At 66.8% G+C, this 18,767-nt stretch carries 11 protein-coding genes; 6 read left to right on the top strand and 5 right to left on the bottom strand.

Going from position 1 to position 18,767, the window contains the following annotated elements; all coding sequences use genetic code 11:
* Positions 1–100: 100 nt before the first annotated feature.
* Genes thiE through RN729_RS04495 form a run of 4 tightly spaced genes read right to left on the bottom strand, consistent with a single transcriptional unit; the run spans position 101 to position 2,763 of the window.
* Entirely contained in the window at positions 101–757 is a 657-nt protein-coding gene (gene thiE, locus RN729_RS04510; RefSeq protein ID WP_310782486.1) for a thiamine phosphate synthase, read from the bottom strand.
* Positions 758–770: 13 nt separating this feature from the next.
* Positions 771–1,781, bottom strand: coding sequence for an endolytic transglycosylase MltG (gene mltG / locus RN729_RS04505; RefSeq protein ID WP_310782485.1), 1,011 nt, complete (start codon positions 1,779–1,781; stop codon positions 771–773).
* 17 nt (positions 1,782–1,798) lie between these two features.
* Complete coding sequence (ruvX, locus tag RN729_RS04500) at positions 1,799–2,263, bottom strand: Holliday junction resolvase RuvX (RefSeq protein ID WP_310782484.1); 465 nt, start codon at positions 2,261–2,263, stop codon at positions 1,799–1,801.
* 2 nt (positions 2,264–2,265) lie between these two features.
* On the bottom strand, positions 2,266–2,763 hold the full coding sequence (locus tag RN729_RS04495; RefSeq protein WP_310782483.1) for a hypothetical protein: 498 nt from the start codon (positions 2,761–2,763) through the stop codon (positions 2,266–2,268).
* A 49-nt stretch (positions 2,764–2,812) separates the two neighbouring features.
* On the opposite strand from RN729_RS04495, the gene RN729_RS04490 reads away from it, so the two are divergent.
* Positions 2,813–4,114 carry a thymidine phosphorylase gene (locus RN729_RS04490; protein WP_310782482.1) on the top strand — a complete coding sequence of 434 codons (1,302 nt, stop codon included), beginning with the start codon at positions 2,813–2,815 and terminating at the stop codon, positions 4,112–4,114.
* Between the two features lie 4 nt (positions 4,115–4,118).
* Here the strand turns inward: RN729_RS04490 and RN729_RS04485 are convergent, their stop codons facing one another.
* Complete coding sequence (locus RN729_RS04485; RefSeq protein WP_310782481.1) at positions 4,119–6,215, bottom strand: PBP1A family penicillin-binding protein; 2,097 nt, start codon at positions 6,213–6,215, stop codon at positions 4,119–4,121.
* Positions 6,216–6,447: 232 nt separating this feature from the next.
* Here RN729_RS04485 and tyrS point away from each other — a divergent pair, with 232 nt between their 5' ends.
* The 5 genes from tyrS to RN729_RS04460 all read left to right on the top strand — a co-directional run bounded on the left by tyrS (position 6,448) and on the right by RN729_RS04460 (position 18,717).
* Positions 6,448–7,659 (top strand): tyrosine--tRNA ligase, encoded by a 1,212-nt coding sequence (gene tyrS, locus RN729_RS04480; protein WP_310782480.1) that lies wholly within the window; start codon positions 6,448–6,450, stop codon positions 7,657–7,659.
* Between the two features lie 427 nt (positions 7,660–8,086).
* The gene (locus tag RN729_RS04475) at positions 8,087–11,464 is read left to right on the top strand and encodes a SusC/RagA family TonB-linked outer membrane protein (RefSeq protein ID WP_310782479.1); all 3,378 of its coding nucleotides are present in this window, start codon (positions 8,087–8,089) and stop codon (positions 11,462–11,464) included.
* Positions 11,465–11,564: 100 nt separating this feature from the next.
* Positions 11,565–13,286, top strand: coding sequence for a hypothetical protein (locus tag RN729_RS04470; protein ID WP_310782478.1), 1,722 nt, complete (start codon positions 11,565–11,567; stop codon positions 13,284–13,286).
* 335 nt (positions 13,287–13,621) lie between these two features.
* Positions 13,622–16,933 carry a SusC/RagA family TonB-linked outer membrane protein gene (locus tag RN729_RS04465; protein WP_310782477.1) on the top strand — a complete coding sequence of 1,104 codons (3,312 nt, stop codon included), beginning with the start codon at positions 13,622–13,624 and terminating at the stop codon, positions 16,931–16,933.
* Between the two features lie 56 nt (positions 16,934–16,989).
* Positions 16,990–18,717: a hypothetical protein gene (locus tag RN729_RS04460; RefSeq protein ID WP_310782476.1), complete on the top strand. Its 1,728-nt coding sequence runs from the start codon at positions 16,990–16,992 to the stop codon at positions 18,715–18,717.
* The last annotated feature ends 50 nt before the right edge of the window (positions 18,718–18,767 follow it).

Here is an 18,767-nt window from a genome sequence, read left to right as displayed (position 1 = left end):
CAGCCTTGAACGCCTGCGAACTCGGCCCCTTTGCGTCCGGGCCGCCGCGCGACGGGATCCGCCCCGGCCGGTCGGCACGGCCGCGGCGTTCACCAGCAAGCTACCGGCGACACCCTCCTCCTCCCCGGGCGATACGCAGCAACCTCCGTACGACGGCACCCGGGTCCGATGCGGACATCACCGTGGAGAGAACCGCGATACCGGCGTCGATCTCGAGTACCTCGGGGGCGTTTTGCAGCGTGATGCCCCCGATTCCGAGACAGGGGAGACCGCTGGCCTCCCGGACGAGCCGGACTCGGTCGGGGCCGATGGCTTCGTTGGCGAGGCCGGGCTTGGAGCGCGTGCCGAATACGGCTCCGACGCCCAGATAATCCGCCCCTGCAGCCGCGGCGCGACGAGCCTCCTCGGGATCATCGGTGGAATAGCCGATGATGAAGTCCGGCGGCGCGATGTCACGGGCCGCCGGTACGGTGAGATCGTCGGGACCGAGATGGACGCCGTCCGCGCCGGTGGCGAGCGCGACATCGAGACGATCGTTCATGATCAGGGCGGAGCCCGCGGACTCCGTGATCGCGCGGAGCCTCGCGGCGGTCGTGGCGAGCGCCCGGCTGTCCGCGGTCTTGTCCCGGAGTTGGATCGCCGGCGCCCCGGCGTGCACGCATTCGGCCACGACCCGCTCGAGCGGCTGGCCGCAGGCGGGCCGCGGGTGCGTGATCACCATCAGAGGCCAGCCATCCGACGTGGGCGAGCCGGGCATGATCCTTCTCGTCCTACCGTTCCGCCGGCTCGCGGTCGAGGCGTATCCGGTTTATAGCGTTGTTGTGCTCGCGCAGAGTCCGGGTGAATTCGTGCGAGCCGTCGTTTCGTGCCACAAAGAAGATGTACTCGTGGTCGGCGGGCCGGAGGGCAGCGTGCAGCGAGGCCGCGCCCGGCGAAGCGATGGGCCCGGGCGGCAGTCCCTGCTGCGTGTAGGTGTTGTAGGGGTGATCGGCGACGGAGTCGATGTCGCGGTAGAGCAGGCGCGCGCGCGGCTCGCCGAGGGCGTACTGCACCGTGGGATCCGCCTGCAGCAGCATGTCGCGCTGAAGGCGGTTCCAGTAGACCCCCGCGACCACCGAACGCTCGTCGTCCCACCGGACTTCCTTCTCGACAATGCTCGCGAGCGTCACGATCTCTCGTTCATCGAGGCCGAGCACGGCAGCTTGAGCGCGCTCCTCGGCCCCCCAGAAAGCCCTGTACCGTCCGACGATCGCCTGGACGATGACCGGGAGTCCGACACCATCGGCGAATCGATACGTCTCCGGGAACAGATACCCTTCCAGTGTGGGGCCCGGCACGCCCAGCTCTCCGACCCGCTTCGGGTTCGTCAGGTAGGCGAAGACGGTCGCGGTCGAATCGCCGACGTACTCGGCCAGGCGTTCCGCGACCTGCGGGACCCGAAGACCCTCCGGGATCGTGAGTGGCGTCGTAGCGACGGCTCCGGTTCGGAGCACCTCGAGCAGGTAGGTGTACGAGGCGCCGCGCGGAATCTCGTACCGGCCAGCCTTCAGCTGCCGCCCCTGACCCTTGAGGCGCACGTACGCGTCGAAGATGCGGGGATGGAAGATCAGCTCCTGCGACCGGAGCACGCCGGCGACCTCGAGCGACGCGGCGCCATCCGGGACGAGAACCTCGACCACCGACCCATCGGGAACGCCGCGGCCCCGGAACTCGACGGAGAAGAACCCGTATGCCACGGGCGCCATGGCGCCGAGAGCCGCGAGCAACAGGCGAATACCCATCCCCTTCGACCGGCGTTTCATGAGCCGCGGGGGACGCTGGCACCGGCAGGGGCGCTGCGCAGGTAAGCGGCGAGCATCAGTGCCGCGGCCATTTCGTCCGTCCGGCCCTTCCGCCGCCGTCGGCCTCGAGGCGGATCCATGCTGAGGATCTCCCGTTCCGCCCGGGCGGTCGACAGCCGCTCATCCCACTCGATCGTTCGTACTCCCGTCGCATCCTCCAAAGCCCGGGCGAAGGCCCGCGCCTCTTCAGCCATCTCGCCCGCGGTTCCATCCATCGAGAACGGAATACCCACGAGGATGGCGGACGGATCCATTTCCGCCACGAGTTCGGTCAACCCACCCGGGATCGCGGTTCCCGGAGCCCGTCGGTTGGACCTCTCCACCACGCCGTGGGGCGCCGCGATCGTCCGTGTCGGATCCGTGACGGCCACCCCGATGCGACGCCGGCCGTAGTCGAGCGCCATCAAACGACCGCGGGGCATGCTCAGTGCGCCTGGTCCCCGGCCCGCGATTGACCGCCGGCCCGCAGTCGTTCGATCGTCTCCGCGGAGCCGAACACGAACCACCATGGCTCCGTGCCGCCGCCGGATTGCACCTCCGCGACCTCCACCGCGCGGTCCGCCACGCGGCTGAGAACGCCGCGCAACAGCGCCGCCGAAAAGTGGCAGCGGACGTTCCCTGCGGCCGTGGCCTCCGCCGGGTCACGCCAGGCGATGGCGGCGGATGCTCCTCCCCCGGGCTTGAACGATATCGATCCGAGGCCCGCCTTCCGGAGGATCTCGTCGAGGAAGGCCCAGAACTCCGCTGCGGGAAGCGCGTCCGGCGAGTCGCCGAGCAGGGCGACGGCCGCCGCTCCGGTACGGTCCCCTGCCTCGTTCAACGCCGCGATACCGGCGTCGCCCAGACTCGCGCAACGGTGAAAGAGATCCGCGAGGACCGACCTCGGCAGGATGGCGGAAGGGACCTGCGTGGGGGTGATCATCGCCAAAAAAGCTAGACAGGGCGCCGGGGCCGGACAAGGTTGGCGCCCCATGCTCCCCACCCGGCTCATCGAGAGAAAGCGGGACGGCGGGCGGCTCTCGTCCGCCGAACTCGCGGCCTTCCTGCGCGCATATCTTGAGGGAGACGTCGCCGAGTATCAGATGTCCGCCTTCCTCATGGCCGCCTTCATCCGCGGGCTGGATCCCACCGAGCTTTCCGTGCTCCTGCGGGAGATCCTCGACTCCGGGGAGCGGCTGCGGTTCGAGGACGACGGTCCGCCGGCAGTCGACAAGCACTCCACCGGCGGCGTCGGCGACAAGGTCTCGCTCGTCCTGGCGCCTCTCCTGGCCGAGGCCGGACTTCGCGTCCCCATGATGTCGGGTCGCGGTCTCGGGCATACCGGAGGGACGCTGGACAAGCTCGAGGCGATCCCCGGCTTCGACGTGTCCGTGGATCTGGGACGGTTCCGGGCCATTCTCGACGAGGTCGGGTGCGCGATGATCGGCCAGACGAAGGAGATCGCGCCGCTCGACGGACGTCTCTACGCCCTCCGGGACGTGACGGGGACCGTGCCCTCCCCGCCCCTGATCGCGGCCTCGATCATTTCCAAGAAGGTGGCGGAAGGGATCGGGGCGCTCGTGCTCGACGTAAAGTGCGGGCGTGGCGCCTTCATGACCGACCGCGAGCAGGCGCGTGGGTTGGCGCGGACCATGGTCGACCTCGCGGCCGCCGAGGGGGTACGGACGAGCGCGCTCCTCACCGCAATGAACGCCCCCCTGGGTCGCACCGTCGGCAACGCGCTGGAGGTGCGCGAGGCGATGGAGACGTTGAGAGGCGGAGGTCCCGCGGATCTGCGCGACGTCACTCTCGCGCTGAGCGCCGAGTTGCTCGTCTCCGTCGGTCGCGCCCCCGACGCCGAACGGGCTGCGGCGGAACTCGGCGCGATCCTGGATGGCGGGGCCGCGCTCGAGCGCTTCGTGCGGCTCATCGAGATTCAGGGAGGGGATCCGAGGGTAGCCGACGACCCCGGGCGCCTCCCCACGGCTCCGATCCGCGAACCCTTCCGATCCCCCGGCTCCGGCTGGCTCGACATCCACGCTCGCAGGGTCGGCGTCGCTTCGGTGGAGCTCGGAGCCGGTCGCCGGCGCGTCGAGGATGCGGTCGATCCGAGGGTGGGGTTCGAGTTTCACCGCCACGCCGGCGACAGAGTTTCCGAAGGCGAGCCTCTCGTCACCGTACACGCGGCGGGCGCGGCGGGCGCCGCGACGGCCGCCCACCGCCTCAGGGACGCGATCCGGGTCTCTCCAGAACCGGCCGCGCAGCAACCGCTGATCCTGGAGCGGATCGCCTGAACGGCTAGCGTCGCGCGAAGTCTCCCCGGCCGGGGGCGTGCCCGCTCCACGGACCGTGCTCGTCGCACGTCTCGGTCGGTTCCGTCCCCTCGAGGTAGATCTCGACATAACTGGCTTCCACCGGGCACCAGCGCGTGGACAGCAACCCCGTGGTCTCGTCCACGATCCGCTCGATGAGGCCGGGCGGCCGTTCCCACGGGTCGGGGTGTTCGCGCGTCTCGTAGTAGTGTGCGAGCACTGCGGCTCCGACCGGCGCCGCAGTGCCTCCGCCCGTGGCGCCGTTGTAGATGCGGCGCGGCCGGTCGAGCCCGATCCACGTCGTCGTCACGAGGTCCGGCGTGAATCCGACGAACCAGGTGTTGGTCGCATCGTTCGTCGTTCCCGTCTTGCCCGCCACCGGAACGGAGAAGGGAATTGCATAGCGAGACCTCACCGCCAGCGTCCCGGTCCCCCGGTCCACCGCATCACGCAGCATGGACTGGGCGATCCAGGCGATGTCCGGCTCCAGTACCCGCTCACGCTGGACCCGGCTCTCCCAGAGCACGCGGCCGTCCTTGCTCTCCACGCGGAGAATCGACCGGGGAGAGACCCGGACGCCGAGATTCGCGAAGGTGCTGTAGGCGCTGGCGATCTCGATCGGACGAACGTCCATCGAGCCGATCGCGGCCGACGGCACCCGCGGGACATTCGATGAGATGCCCATGCGCTCGGCCATCTGCGCGAACGACTCCTCGCCGACGCGCTGACCCAGCTTGACCGCCACGATGTTGATCGACCGGGCCAGCGCCCGCCGCAGCGTCAGCGGGCCCTTGAAGTCGTTGTCGAAGTTGCGGGGTGCGTAGGGATCGCCGCCGACATTCTCGAGGTAGTACGGCTGGTCGTAGATGATCTCCGATGCCGGGATGCCGGCCGCGATCGCCGTCGCGAAGACGAACGGCTTGAACACGGAACCCGGCTGCCGGATGGCCTGGGTCGCGCGGTTGAACTCGGAGTCGCCGAAATCGCGCCCGCCCACCATCGCCCGCACGTCGCCGGTCGCCGCATCCAGCGCGATGAACATCCCCTGCACGTACGGCATCTCCGCGCCTCCGCGGCTCACCTGATACAGGCTGTCGGGCGGCCACGCCCGCACCTCCTCGAAGGTGACGCCGGAATAGGCCGGGTGGCGGTCCACCCACTCCAGCTGGGCGAGAAGCGCGGAATCCGCGACCGCCTGGAGATCCGGGTCGAGCGTCGTGTAGACGCGGAACCCCTTCTCGTAGATGTCGGTGCCGTATCGATCGTAGAGCCGCTGCCGCACCCATTCCACGAAGTAGGGCGCGTCCTGCTCGATGCGGGCTCCCCGCGCGAGTTCCAGAGGATACGCCTTCGCCGCCTCGGCGTCCTCGACGCTCACGAGTCCCTGCGCGGCCATCAGTTGAAGGACGAGATTGCGCCGTCCGACGGCCCGCTCGGGGCGGCGGATCGGGTTGTACCCCGCCGGATTCCGCGGGATCGCCGCGAGCAGCGCCGCCTCCGGCAGATTGAGCTGCGCAGCGGTCTTTCCGAAGTAGCGCTCCGCCGCGGCCTGGACCCCGAACACCCCGTCGAAATTGATCTGGTTGAGGTAGGCCTCGAGGATCTCCCACTTGCTGTACGCGCGCTCGAGATCGATCGCGACCCGCATCTCGCGCAGCTTCCTCCGGATGCTGATGTCGCGCCGGTTCACGGAACTCTCGAACATGTTGCCTGCGAGCTGCTGTGTGATCGAACTGCCGCCCGCGGCCCCGTACCCCCTCATCAGGAAATCGAAGAAGGCCCGGGTGGTCCGCAGCAGATCCACTCCCGCGTGCCCCCAGAAACGCTTGTCCTCGACGGCGATGAAGGCGTTGTACACATGGCGCGGAAGCCCCTCCATCCGGATGGGCGTCCGCCGTTCGATGGCGAGTTCCGCGAGGAGCGATCCGTCCGCCGCGAAGAGCTTCGTCGCTTCCCTGGGTTCGAAGGCGTAGATCTGGGCGATGGAGGGACACTCGTCGCAGACGTGCGTCCACCCGCGCCACGCCACGCCTCCCCCCAGTCCGCCGCCGACCAGAACCGCGAGCACCAGAGCCCGGCGCACGTGGCTCCGCGTCCGGGACGTCCGCCTCCGGGACGTCCGCCCATTCGCGCCCCGCGACCGGCCCGCGCCTCGTCGTCGACGGATCATCCCCGTTCCCCCCCTACGTTCTCCCGGCCGTTCACTCTTCACCCCTCGCGTCGAACCGCCGATGGTCCGATTCTATCGTCACGCCGTCCCCCGGCGGGAGCGACCCGCGACGGGACGATAGGGAATATACCGACACCAGGCGCAGATGTTTCTCCCCGTAGACGAACAGATCCGCCGGATCCGGGCGGGGGCCGAGTCCATCGTCCCCGAAGACGAACTCGTGGCCAAGCTCGAGCGTTCGGCGCGAGAGGATCGGCCTCTCCTTATTAAACAGGGGTTCGATCCGACCCGGCCCGATCTCCACATCGGCCACGGTGTGTCGATCCACAAGCTGCGGACATTCCAGGAACTCGGCCACCGCGTGGTCTTCGTGATGGGCGACTTCACGGCCCGCGTGGGCGACCCGAGCGGCAGGGACGAGACGCGGCCGATGCTGTCCGAAGAAGAGATCGAGTCGAACCTGGCCACCTACGAGGACCAGGTGTTTCGCATCCTCGATCCGGAGGCGACCGAGATCCGGAAGAACAGCGAATGGCTCGCCGGCCTCGCGCTGGCGGACATCCTGCGGCTGACCTCGCAGTACACCGTTGCCCGCATGCTCGAGCGCGACGACTTCGCCGCGCGCCACCGGGAGGGGCGTCCCATCAGTCTCGTCGAATTCCTCTATCCGATGATGCAGGCGTACGATTCCGTCGCGTTGCGGGCCGACGTCGAACTCGGCGGCACCGATCAGCGGTTCAACCTCCTGCTGGGGAGAACGCTTCAGGAGCGCGCGGGCCAGGAGCCGCAGGTGTGCCTCATCATGCCGCTTCTGCGCGGGACCGACGGGCATAGGAAGATGTCCAAGAGCTACGGCAACTACGTTGGTATCGCGATGGAGGCGAGAGAGACGTTCGGGCGAGTGATGTCAATCCCGGACACGCTGCTCGACGAGTGGCTCGTGATCGTATCCAGCGCTTCCGGCAGGGCGCTCGCGACCCGCCGCGCTCAGGCGGAGACCGATCCGCTCGCTGCCAAGCGGTGGCTGGCCGGCGACCTCGTGGCCCGCTACCACGGCACGACGGCGGCCGAGGAGGCACGCGAAGCGTTCGACCGCCTGCACCGGCGCCGGGAGGTGCCGGAAGATGTCCCTGCCTTGTCGCTCTCGCTCGGGAATCGGGAGACGCTCTGGATCGCCCACGTCCTTCGAGATTCGGGGCTCGCGGCCTCCTCCTCGGAGGCGGGTCGCCTCATACGCCAGGGAGCGGTACGGGTGGACGGGAGCGTGATCCGGGAGGGCGACTTCCGCCTGGGAGAAGGCGAGTACCTCGTGCAGCGGGGCAAACGAACCTTCGCGCGGGTCGCCCTCCGGCCCTGAGACCCCGGCTTTCGACAGCCCGAGCGGCCGCGCACGGGGTCCCGCAGCGGTCCCTTCAAGGGTCTTGCACGGGCCGAAGTTGGTTCTCATGTTGACCGGTCCCGTTCGTCGGGGAAGTTGCGGGTGTGCGTCAGACTGCCGCACGCCCACGTGTGGAATCGTCGAGCTTCGGAGCGTGGCGGAGAGCGTGGTTTCGGTCCGCCGCGGCCGCGCATCCGACGTTGCGGCGTCCGGTACGTCGCAAAACGGTTCCGCCAATCGTTGTAAAGGAGTAGTGACACGACACGACGCGCAGGTAGCGACGATCGGAAGGCTCTTTTGGTTGGTCTCGACGCGGTGAAATGACCCGGCCGCGTCGGGCGGGGGCTCGGCCCTCGAACAGGTTCGGGTCGTAGAGGATCCCACTGCCACAGGAGGGAGATCCATGTTGTTTCACTTGTCAGGGCGGCGGCGGCGCGCGAGCGCGCTGACCGCTACAGCAGTGAGCGCCTGGCTCTTTATCGGCGCGGCCCCGCTGCTCGCTCAGGGAGCGATCTCGGGGACGGTGACCGACGCGGAGTCGCTGGCCCCGGTGGCCGGCGCGCAGGTGTTCGTTGCGGGAACGGTGATCGGTGGGCTGACAGGTCTGGAGGGCACGTACCGGTTGGACGGCGTACCGGCGGGCGAGCAGACCGTGACGGTCCGCCTGATCGGCTACCGGGAGCTGTCGCAGACGGTGACGGTGGCGTCGGGTCAGGTGGCGACGGCGGACTTCTCCGTGGAGCAGACGGCGCTTCGCCTACAGGACATCGTTGTAACGGGGGTGGTGGGCGAGACGCCTCAGGTGAAACTCCCGTTCACGGTGGAGCGGCTGTCGGCGCAGGACCTTCCGGTCCCGGCCGCGGACGCCTCTTCGCTGCTGGCGGGGAAGGCGGCCGGCGTGTCCGTAATTTCCGGTTCCGGCCAGCCCGGAGCGGAGGCGTCCATCACGCTGCGCGGCCCGACGTCGATCAACGCCACCGGCCGGAGCCAGTCGCCGCTGATCGTAATCGACGGCGTGATCCAGGCCGACGGCGCGTCGCTTTCCGACGTGGGCGCGCTGGACATCGACCACGTGGAGATCGTGAAGGGCGCGGCGGCGGCATCGCTGTACGGTTCGCGGGCGCAGAACGGGGTCATCGAGATCACGACGAAGCGCGGCACGGGCCTGCAGACGAACTCGCTGAACATCACGGCCCGCGGCGAGTACGGCTTCGGCCAGCTCGTCGGCGACGTCGGCCTCGTGCGTTCGCACCCGTACGAGATGAACGCGTCCGGCACGAAGTTTATCGACAGCGAGGGCAGCGAGGTCGACTTCCGCGACCTGAACCGCCCCGGTTTCGGTTCCGCCCGGCTTTACAACCAGATCAATCCGGGCGACGCGGCAACGCCGCAGACCGCGTTCGCGAACCAGGCGTTCCCGGACGAGCTGTTCGACCACATGGACACGTTCTTCGATCCCGGCGAGACGATGGACATCTACGGCGCCGTGACGGGCCGTTTCGGCGAGTCGAGCTTCCGGGTGAGCGTGAACCAGTTCCGCGAGGCCGGTGTCGTGAGTTGCTCCGTCTGCATCGACAACCTCGCCACGCTGAACGCGGACCGCGTCGCACAGGGCCTGTCGGCCTACGACGTCGGACTCCCGAACGACGAAGGCTACGAGCGGCAGAACGTGCGCCTGAACGTCGACACGCGCTTCGGCGATCTTGACATTGCGGCGAGCGGCTTCTACTCGCGCTCCGACCAGGACGACAAGGCGGTGTCGACCGGCGCCTTTTCCCGGCTGACCTTCATGTCGCCCGCGATCGACCTCACGCGGATCGATCCGACGGACGGATATCCCGAGATCGGCGCGGACCCGCAGTCGATCGAGGAGAACCCGCTCTACCTGCTGGCCACGAACGACAGCCGGGACGAGCGGACGCGGACGATGGGTTCCGTGGACCTCAACTTCTCGCCCGCGGCCATCGACTGGCTGACGCTCGAGGCGAACGCATCCTTTGACCGGACGGACTGGAGCGATTACACGATTCGGCCCAAGAACGAGCGTAGCCTGGGTGGCGGCGGCGTCGGCGACTTCACCGGCGGCAGCTTAGAGGAGCGCAACCAGGTGAACGAGGCGGTCAACGCCTCCGTGACGCTCGGCGCGAGCCGAACGTTCATGGACGGCGATCTGACCGTTCGCGGGAAGGCCCGCTACCTGATCGAAGACCAGAGCTTTGCGTCCAACGGCGTGTTCGGCAGCCGCTTTTCGGTGCAGGACGTGCCGAACTTCGGCGCGATCATCGGCGAGACCAGCGGCGAAAACGAAGTCCGCGCTATCAAGGCGGAGGGGCTGTTCGGTATCGCGAGCGCCGACTACCGAGGCCGCTACATCGTCGACGGCCTCATTCGGCGTGACGGTTCCTCGCTGTTCGGACCCGATGAGCGGTGGCAGACCTACTACCGCGGCTCGGTCGCGTGGCGGGTCTCTCAGGAGGACTTCTGGAACATCGATGCGATCGATGAGCTGAAACTGCGCTTCTCGCTGGGGACGGCGGGCGGTCGGCCGAACTTCGAAGCCCAGTACGAGACGTTCGGCGTCTCGGCGGGCGCGATTTTCCCGATCAACCTCGGGAACCGCGCGTTGAAGCCGGAGTTCACGTCCGAGAAAGAGGCGGGATTGAACTTCGTGTTCTTCGAGAACCTCGGTCTCGACCTGACGTATGCGTGGCAGACGACGGACCAGCAGCTCCTGCAGGTTCCGCAGCCGGCGTTCGTGGGCTTCTCGAACCAGTGGCAGAATGCGGGCGAGATCGCGGCATCGACGTATGAGATCTCAATGCGCTACGCCGTGATTGACGAGCAGGACATGGGCCTCCAGTTCCGGCTGAACTGGGACCGGACCCAGCAGGAGATCACGCGATTGGACGTGCCCGACTACACGTTCGGGAACTTCTACGTCTCCGAGGGTCGTCCGCTGGGCGAGCTGTGGGGCGAAGTGTGGGCCACCAGTTGTGCGGACCTGGAGCCGATCGGCGTGTCGGCCTCCGATTGCGGCGCCAACTTCCAGGTCAACGATGACGGCCTCCTCGTCCCGACGGGCGGCGCGGCCTTCACGGAAGGCTTCAGCAAGAAGCTGTGGGGAACCCAGGTCGAGGTCGCCACGGCGGACGGCTCCAACTCGTACCACTGGGGCCTCCCGATCAAGGTTCAGGATTACTCGCCGGCGTGCGTCTCCAAGAATCCCGGCGACTACGAGGAGAAGTGCACGCTGACCGAGTTCCTGCCGTTCGGGAACACGACGCCGGACTTCAACGCGTCCTTCGCGACCAACTTCCGGTATCACGGTCTCAGCGTGAACGCGCTCGTGGAGACTTCGCAGGGCCAGTCGATTTACAACGGCACGGCGCAGTGGGCGCTTCGCGAGCTGCGGGGCGAGGACACGGACCAGACGGGCAAGCCGCTGGAGCACAACAAGCCCGTGGGCTACGCCTCCGCGGTCTACTCGGTCAACGCCGACAACTCCTGGTTCCGCGAGGACGGCAGTTGGGTCAAGCTGCGTGAGTTTTCGCTCGGGTATACGCTGCCCCAGAACATGGTCGAAAGCCTGTTCAGCGGCGTCTTCGACCGGGTTACGCTCAACGTGATCGGTCGCAATCTATTCACGATCACGGACTACCGCGGCTACGATCCCGAGGTCGGTGGGGGCGGTGGCCAGCTCGGTAGTGCCGCGCTCAACCGGGTGGACAGTTTCGGATATCCGAACTTCCGGTCGTTCACCTTCTCGGCTGAGCTGGTATTCTGATTCCCTGCCCGTGGCAGTGGCGGGTCGCCCTCTTCGGAGGGCGGCCCGGCCTCGTCGCGACACGGGGTCCGAAGACACCCGATTGAACAACGGAGAGATCATGAAAACGAAGCTGACGCTACCGGCCTTTGCGCTGGCGCTGACGGTCGGCTTTTCGGGCTGCGACCTTCAGGTCGACAACCTGAACGAGCCGGACCGGGCGCGAGCCCTCGCCGGCCCGGACGATGTGGAGACGCTCATCGCGAGCTCCTTCCTCAAGGTCTGGGAAATCGGACACTACTGGAACAACTCGAACTTCGCGTTCGGCCACATGGCGAGTCGCCACACGGCGACGTGGGGCAACATGGGGATGAACGACCTCGGCCGTGAGCCCCGCGAGTCCCTGCCCAACTCGCCTTCGTATCGCTGGGCCTACGTTTTCGAGGCCAACTGGGGTGACGCGTACGGCGGAATCTCTGGAGCATCGGACGGGATCCGGGCCATCGAGGCCGGCCTCGAGATCGGGCCGGGTGGTGAGCGGAACGCTCGCGCCCTCGCCCTCGCGGCGGGCAACCAGGCGATCCTCTCGTGCCTGCTCGCGCTGTGGTACGACCAGGCCTTCATCGTCGATGAGACGACCGACCTCAGCGGCGAACTCGAAACGGTCGATTACAGCGGCATGTTCAGCTACGCGATGGGCAAGCTGGACGCCGCGGAGTCGCAGGCTCGGGCGAGTTCGTTCACGCTCGACGACGCGTGGGTCAACGGAAATGCGTGGGACAACAACCAGTGGGCGGACTACCTCGTGAGTTGGAAGGCGCGCTGTGCGGCGAACATGCCGCGAACCGACGCCGAGGCTGCGGGCGCCAACTGGGGCCAGATCATCTCCGACGCCCAGAACGGCATCCGGGACGTCGTGATCACGGGTGAGGACTCGTCGTCCGACAGCCCGTGGTTCGACGGCCTCAAATCGCTCATGCAGGAGAACAACACCTGGCACCGGATGCACATGGACTGGGTGGGCATGGCCGACCAGACCGGCGAGTACCAGGACTGGCTTTCGATCCCGACGCAGCAGCGCACCGCGCGCAAAATGTCGTTCGGAGACGACATGCGTTTTCCGGCTAATGAGAACGGCGCGAAGTCTGAGGTCGTGAGTCCATCGATTGCCTCCGACGGTCCGCGGTCGAAGTACAACTCGACGATCATCTTCCGGCCGGAGCGCGGTACGTACCGCCAGTCGCACTACGGCGACATACGGTACGACGCCTACACGCTCAGCTGCAGCTTCTGCTTCTTCGGCGACATGGAGCACATGACGTCGCAGGAGATGGATCACTACGTCGCCGAGGGTCACTACCGCATGGGCAATTTTGCGGGCGCTGCGGAGATCGTGAACAAAACGCGGATGGAAGCCGGGCTGCCTCCGGCTCCGTCGAATCCGACGGATGCCGTCCCGTCCAACGGTACCGGCGAGTGCACGCCGCGGAAGCGGTACGACGTGCAGGGGCGTTGCGGCAACCTGCGGGACGCGATGTGGTTCGAGCACTTCGAGAACGTGTTCAACGTGTTCGGCGGACTCGAGTTCTGGCATGGGCGTCGCAACGACATCCTGCCGGCGGGTACGGCTCTGCAACTGCCGCTGCCGGCCGCCGACCTCGAAGTGCTTCAGCGCGACATCTACACGTTCGGTGGTGGAGAGGCGAGTTCGGCCGGCGATCCTACTCCGAGCGTCGTTCCCGGCAGCCTCGACGCTGCACTGGAGCGGGTGACCTTTGCGCTTGAGCGCATTCGTGAGCAACAGGCTGCGGAACGTCGGGCGCGGGATCTCGTCGTTCGGTAGCAGGCAGTAGGCCCGGCAAGGCCCGGGCAGGGGATGGGTTCTACCCCAAGGTTTTGAACCAGGAAGGCGGTTGTTTGATTAGGCAGCCCTTCCAGGGAGAGTGGACGCCTCCCGGCGCCGTCAGTGACGGTTCCGGGAGGCGTGCGCTTAACGACGAGGCGAACGCTTACGAAACGATGATCGGGGGTCGCGGTCCTGCGCCCCCCGATCATTTCCATTTGTGGGGTGGGGAAGGGGTTCGGGTCGCCGAGGCTATGACGCTAGAGAAAGGGCAGTCCATGTTGCACAAGTCGTCAGGACGGCGGAGGCGCGCGAGCGCGCTGGCCGCCACGGCAGTGAGCGCTTGGCTCTTTATCGGCGCGGCCCCGCTGCTCGCTCAGGGAGCGATCTCGGGGACGGTGACCGACGCGGAGTCGCTGGCCCCGGTGGCCGGCGCGCAGGTGTTCGTTGCGGGAACGGTGATCGGTGGGCTGACAGGTCTGGAGGGCACGTACCGGTTGGACGGCGTACCGGCGGGCGAGCAGACCGTGACGGTCCGCCTGATCGGCTACCGGGAGCTGTCGCAGACGGTGACGGTGGCGTCGGGTCAGGTGGCGACGGCGGACTTCTCCGTGGAGCAGACGGCGCTTCGCCTACAGGACATCGTCGTAACGGGGGTGGTGGGCGAGACGCCACAGGTGAAGCTCCCGTTCACGGTGGAGCGGCTGTCGGCGCAGAACTTCCCTGTCCCGGCGGCGGATGTCTCTTCGCTGCTGACAGCGAAGGCCGCGGGCGTCTCCGTCGTTTCCGGCTCGGGCCAGCCCGGAGCAGAGGCATCCATCATGCTCCGCGGTCCAACCTCCATCAACTCATCCGGTCGATCGCTATCGCCGTTGATCGTGATCGACGGGGTGATCCAATCGGAGTCGGCCTCGCTCTCCGACATCGGATCGCTGGACATCGACCACGTGGAGATCGTGAAGGGTGCGGCGGCGGCGTCGCTGTACGGTTCGCGAGCGCAGAACGGCGTGATCGAGATTTCGACGAAGCGCGGCACGGGCCTGCAGACGAACTCGCTCAACATCCTGGCCCGTGGCGAATACGGCATCGCCCAGCTGGTGGGGGATGTGGGCCTGACGCGGTCCCACCCCTACCAGATGAACGCGGCGGGAACGCTGTTCATCGACACCGACGGGAACGAGGTCACCTTCACCGACCTGAGCCGCGGCGGATTCGGTGCTCCGGTCCTCGCGAACCAGATCAACCCCGGCGAACCGGGCGACTCTTTCACGTCGTTCGCCAACCAAGCGTTCCCCCACGAGCTGTTCGATCACATGAGCACGTTCTTCGATCCCGGTGAAACGTTCGATGTCTACGGCGCGGTGACGGGCCGTTTCGGCGAGTCGAGCTTCCGGGTGAGCGTGGACCAGTTCAGGGAGGGCGGCATCGTGCGGTGCACGCCGTGCATCGACAACCTCTCCACTTTGAACGCGGACCGGGTCGCCCAAGGCTTGACGGCCTTCGAGGTAGGGCTGCCGGACGACGACGGATACGAGCGACAGAACGTGCGTCTGAACGTGGACACGCGCTTAGGGGACCTGGACATTGCGGCGAGCGGGTTTTATTCGCGCGCCAACCAGGACGACAAGGCGCTCGAGAACGGCGCATTCAGCCAGCTGACTTTCGCCTCGCCGGCCGTCGACCTGGCACAGATCGACCCGGTGGACGGATATCCGCTGATCGATGCGGATTCGCAGTCGATCTCCAACAACCCGCTCTACCTCCTGGCGATCGTCGACAGTCGGGACAAGCGGACGCGGACCATGGGCTCGGTCGACCTCAACTACACTCCTTCGGGTCTCGACTGGCTGACCCTCGAAGCGAATGCGTCCTTCGACCGGACGGACTTCTACGATTACGAACTTTATCCGAAGAACGAGAAGACTCGTGAGGGCCCAACCGGCGGCAGCCTGCGCGAAGGCAACTTCGAGGACGAGGCGATCAACGCATCGGTGACGCTTGGTGCGAGCGAGACGTTCATGGACGGCGACCTCACGGTGCGCGGCAAGGCCCGCTATCTGATCGAGGACCAGCGCTTCGAGTCGAACGGCGTTTTCGGAACTCAGTTTTCGGTGCAGGATGTCCCGAACTTCGGCGCCATCACCGGATCCACGACGGGCAGCAACTCGACCCGTGCGATCAAGGCGGAAGGGCTCTTCGGTATCGCGAGCGCGGACTACAAGGGCCGCTACATCCTCGACGGTCTGATCCGGCGCGACGGTTCGTCCCTCTTCGGGCCGGACGAGCGGTGGCAGACCTATTACCGCGGTTCGTTTGCATGGCGCGTGACGCAGGAGGACTTCTGGAACATCGACGCGATCGATGAACTGAAGCTGCGCTTCTCGCTTGGTACGGCGGGCGGGCGGCCGAACTTCCAGGCGCAGTACGAGACCTTCGGCATTGCGGGCGGCGCGATCTTCCCCGTCAACCTCGGGAACACGGCGCTCAAGCCGGAGTTCACGACGGAGCGCGAGGCGGGGCTCAACTTCGTCTTCTTCGACAACCTCGGTCTCGATCTGACGTACGCGTGGCAGACGACGGACGATCAGTTGCTGCGCGTCCCGCAGCCGGCGTTCGTGGGTTTCTCGAGCCAGTGGCAGAACGCGGGCGAGATCTCGGCGAAGACGTATGAGATCTCCATGCGCTACGCGCCGATCGACACGGAGGAGATGGGCCTGCAGTTCCGGCTGAACTGGGATCGGACGCGCCAGGAGATCACGCGACTGGATGTTCCCGCGTACCGCCAGGGGACGTTCTTCGTCTCGGAGGGTCGTCCGCTGGGCGAGATGTGGGGACACGTGCTCGCGACGACCTGCGCGGACCTCGAACCCGTCGGCATCGCGGCGTCCGACTGCAACGCGAACTTCCAGGTGAACGACGACGGCATCCTCGTGTGGACGGGCGGAGCCGATTACACCGAGGGGTTCAGCAAGAGGCTCTGGGGCACGGATGGGACGGTGCCCACGACCGATGGTGGCGAGAACACGTATCTGTGGGGCATCCCGATCAAGGTTCTGGACTACTCGCCGGCGTGCGTGGCGAAGAACCCGGGCAACTACATGGAGAAGTGCCAGCTCACGGATGTGCTTCCGTTCGGGAACACGACGCCGGACTTCAACGTGTCGTTCGGGTCCAACTTCCGTTACAAGAGCCTCGCCGTGAACGCCCTCGTCGAGTCGTCGATGGGTCACTCCATCTACAACAACACGGCGCAGTGGGCGCTCCGGGATGACCGGGGCGAGGACGTGGACCAGACCGGGAAACCCCTCGAGTTCAACAAGTCCATCGGTTACGTGGCGGGGGTTTACCTCTCGAACAACGACAACGACTGGTTCCGCGAGGACGGCGACTGGATCAAGATTCGCGAATTGTCGATCGGGTACACGCTGCCGGACGGGATGCGGCAGAGCCTCTTCGGCGAGATGTTCGACCGGGTCACACTCAACGCCATCGGCCGTAACCTGCTGACGATCACGGACTATCGCGGATACGATCCCGAAGTCGGCCGGAGCGGCGGCGAACTCACGAACGCGGGCTTGCAGAGGTACGACAGCTTCGGCTATCCGAACTTCCGCTCGTTCACGTTCTCGGCGGAACTGGTCTTCTGACGCTCCCTCCGCGAAACGGAGGTCGGACGGGAATTGATCGAGTTAACGGAGGGGTCATGAAAAAGAAGCTGACACTGCCGGCCGTCACGCTGGCTCTGGGAGTCGGCTTTTCGGGTTGCGACCTTCAGGTCAACAATCCGAACGAGCCGGACCGGGCCCGCGCTCTGGCCAGCCCGGATGACGTCGAATCGCTCATCGCCAGTTCCTACCAGCAGGTGTGGGCGATGGGCCACTACTGGAACAACGCGAACTTCGCGTTCAACCACATGTCGAGCCGGCACACGGCGACGTGGGGCAACAACGGCCAGAACGATCTCGGCCGGGAGCCCCGGGAGCCGATGCCGAACTCGACCTCCTATCGCTGGTCGTACGTGTTCTCGGAGCACTGGAACGACGCCTACGGAGGGATCGCGGCGGCGTCGGACGGGATCCGTGCCATCGACGAGGGCTTGGAGATCGGGCCGGGGGGCGAGCGAAACGCCCGGGCCCGTGCCTTCGCCCTTTCCAGTCAGGCGATGCTGAGTTGCCTGCTCTCGCTGTGGTACGATCAGGCCTTCATCGTCGACGAGGCGACGGATCTCACCGGCGAACTCGAGACCGTCGACTACAACAGCATGTTCAGCTATGCGATGGGCAAGCTGAACGAGGCCGAGTCCGCCGTGCGGGCGACGTCGTTCTCGCTGCCGGACACCTGGATCAACGGGAACGCCTGGGACAACAACCAGTTCGCCGATTATCTGGTGGGGTGGAAGGCGCGCTGCGCGGCGAACATGCCGCGGACGGATGCCGAGGCGGCGGGGGCGAACTGGAGCCAGATCATCTCCGACGCGCGGGCCGGCATCCAGGATGTCGTCGTCGTAGGCGAGGACCGTTCGTCCGACACGGCCTGGTATGACGACATGAAGGCCAAGGCGCAGCAGAACGGTACCTGGCACCGGATGCACATGGATTGGGCCGGCATGGCGGACCAGAGCGGGCAGTACCAGGACTGGCTCTCCTTCGAGACCTCGAAGCGGACGGCGCGCAAGATGGACTTCGGGGATGACCGGCGTTACCCCGCGGTGAACGAGAACGGGACGCTGGGCGAGAGCGTGAGTCCCACGGCCGCGTCCACGGGTCCCGTCCACCGCTACAACGCGAACATCATCTTCATCGCCTCGCGCGGGACGTACCGGCAGTCGCACTACGGAGATGCGCGGTACGACCACTACACCCTGAGCTGCAACTTCTGCGAGTCCGGGGACATGGAGGAGATGACGGGCCAGGAGATGGAGCATTACGTCGCGGAAGGCCTGTACCGGATGGGCGACTTCGGCGGGGCCGCGGACATCATCAATGTGACGCGGATGCAGGCCGGATTGCCTCCCGCACCGTCGAATCCGACGGACGCCGTCCCGTCCAATGGTGCGGGCGAGTGCACGCCCCGGAAGCGATACGACGTGCAGGGGCGCTGCGGCAACCTGCGGGACGCCATCTGGTTCGAGCACTTCGAGAACGTGTTCAACGTGTTCGGCGGGCTCGAGTTCTGGCACGGGCGACGCAACGACATCCTGCCCGCGGGCACGGCGCTGCAACTGCCGATGCCGGCCGCGGACCTCGAGGTCCTGCAGCGGGACATCTACACCTTCGGCGGGAGCGCGGGCGGTGCGGCCGGCAATCCGACGCCGCCGTCGATCGTACCGGGCAGCCTCGACTCGGCGCTGGAGAGGGCGGCCTTCACGCTGCATCGCCTCCAGCGGCACCAGAAGGCCGCGCGCGCCAGCGAGGATCTGGTCGTGCGTTGAAAGTTGAGGAGAAACGTCCGGGGGGCGCCACCGGGTGCCTCCCGGTCTGA

It is taken from the genome of Candidatus Palauibacter polyketidifaciens (genome assembly GCF_947581785.1).
GTDB lineage: Bacteria > Gemmatimonadota > Gemmatimonadetes > Palauibacterales > Palauibacteraceae > Palauibacter > Palauibacter polyketidifaciens.
Note: the sequence above shows the minus strand (reverse complement) of the source record. Positions and strands in the feature narration are given on the sequence as shown.

Bases quoted from the DNA above. Each gene is read 5' to 3' on its own strand.
- thiE (WP_310782486.1), bottom strand. From the start codon at position 757: ATGCCCGGCTCGCCCACGTCGGATGGCTGGCCTCTGATGGTGATCACG.
- mltG (WP_310782485.1), bottom strand. From the start codon at position 1,781: ATGGGTATTCGCCTGTTGCTCGCGGCTCTCGGCGCCATGGCGCCCGTG.
- ruvX (WP_310782484.1), bottom strand. From the start codon at position 2,263: ATGCCCCGCGGTCGTTTGATGGCGCTCGACTACGGCCGGCGTCGCATC.
- RN729_RS04495 (WP_310782483.1), bottom strand. From the start codon at position 2,763: ATGATCACCCCCACGCAGGTCCCTTCCGCCATCCTGCCGAGGTCGGTC.
- RN729_RS04490 (WP_310782482.1), top strand. From the start codon at position 2,813: ATGCTCCCCACCCGGCTCATCGAGAGAAAGCGGGACGGCGGGCGGCTC.
- tyrS (WP_310782480.1), top strand. From the start codon at position 6,448: ATGTTTCTCCCCGTAGACGAACAGATCCGCCGGATCCGGGCGGGGGCC.
- RN729_RS04470 (WP_310782478.1), top strand. From the start codon at position 11,565: ATGAAAACGAAGCTGACGCTACCGGCCTTTGCGCTGGCGCTGACGGTC.
- RN729_RS04460 (WP_310782476.1), top strand. From the start codon at position 16,990: ATGAAAAAGAAGCTGACACTGCCGGCCGTCACGCTGGCTCTGGGAGTC.